This window comes from Mesorhizobium sp. M7A.F.Ca.AU.001.01.1.1 (assembly GCF_004022735.1).
Taxonomy (GTDB): domain Bacteria; phylum Pseudomonadota; class Alphaproteobacteria; order Rhizobiales; family Rhizobiaceae; genus Mesorhizobium; species Mesorhizobium ciceri.
Genome location: NZ_RZPF01001070.1, coordinates 1 through 1433, shown reverse-complemented (window position 1 = coordinate 1433; position 1433 = coordinate 1). Strand labels below are relative to the sequence as shown.

At 61.8% G+C, this 1433-nt stretch carries 1 protein-coding gene and 1 pseudogene; both read right to left on the bottom strand.

The features are described from left to right. A pseudogene (locus tag EN884_RS35880) lies at nt 1-416 on the bottom strand (uracil-DNA glycosylase); the annotation flags it as partial. 199 nt (nt 417-615) lie between these two features. Further along, nucleotides 616-1260, bottom strand: a complete 645-nt coding sequence (locus EN884_RS35875) for a hypothetical protein (RefSeq protein WP_013532621.1) — start codon at nt 1258-1260, stop codon at nt 616-618. Nucleotides 1261-1433 lie beyond the last annotated feature (173 nt).

Genomic DNA, 1433 nt, shown 5'->3' with positions numbered 1-1433 from the left:
GCTTCCGGGTTGCCGTCGGCAAACACCAGGTTCTTGGCGGTGGCCTTGAGATTGCAGCCCTCGAACGCCGCCATATGCTGGCGAAGCTCGTCCAGCGTCGTTGCTGTGGTCGCCAATTGGCGGGCAAGTGCCGCCTGCGCTTCGTCGGGAACCGCAGTCGTCGCAGACGGCGACCGCGCGACGGGTGGTGCATTTGCTCTGTCCCCGGCTTCGCCGCGGGACACGGTCGTCGAGCGCAGCGGTGCGGCGGTGCCACCCGAAGGCGCTGCGATCGGCGCGCGCTCCATCGGCTTTGGCGCAACCTCGGCGAACCGGTTCACCGGCTGCTCTTCGAGCGCCTCGTCGACGCCCACGCTGGCGTAAAACGCCAGCAGGTCGGCGATATCAGGTCTGTTGGTTGGGGAAGCGGCAGTCATCGATTCCACATTCGTCCGCGTGGCGGCAATTTGCAAGGCTGGCAGCTTGGGTTCCTTCGGAGCCTCTCGCCGGCGCGTTGGCTGACGGAGCATCAAACGAAAAACCCGCCTGTGCGGCGGGTCACTGGCGCAACTCAGCACCATAGGCAAAAATGTACCATAGCTGAGCTCACCGAGTCAAGAAAAAATTCCTATCGTGTCAGCCCGTTGGTATGCGCGGATCCTGCACCAGGTAGAAGGTCCATCTGGGCGTGTAGTCGGTCATCAGGAATTCGAAGCTGGCGGTTTTCAGCGGGTCGACCTTGCCATTCCTGAACAGCAGCCGGTCATAGGGTTCGAAATCGCGATCGAAATCGGCGAAATTGCTCGACCGGATGTTGTCCGGCGTCTTGTTGCGCTGGTCGAAGGAAAGCCCGTCGCCGAACACGCTCGGCTGGTTCAGGATCTCCTGCAATTCGAACTGGAATTCGACCCAGGCCTGGCCGCTATTGTTGAGCACCTCGATGCGCATATACATCATGCCGTTGGCGAATTCGCCGGCCTTGCCGAAGGCCTGGATCGGCTTTGTCGTGCGGATCGTCAGCGTCACCGGCGTTGACGAAGTCAGCTCTTCGGTGATGACGAACGGATCGTCCTTCGTGCCGATGCCCGAGGCGCCGGTGATGTGGAAGCCGCCAAGCTCGTCGGAGAAGGAGTAGGCGCCCGCCGCCCAGACCTTCACTTCGTCGGCGGCAGCGTGATGCGGCGCCAGCATCAGAAGGGCCAAAAGGAGCGCCCGGCGGATCCGGCCGGGCGGGAAAAGAAAGCGCGTCGATGAAAAGCCGGCTGGCCCAGGAAAGCGCATGGCGTGAAGTATGGCCGATAAGCAAGCCGTCGAACAATTAAAAAACGCGCGCCCCGCAGGCAATGCCAGGCGAAAAGCAGTCTTCCAGCCTCGCAATGCGCGACTTTTTGGCCAAAACGGCATTGTCACGTATGCGCCGGTTTCCTGTCGTCAATTGATGCGCTATGCAGCGC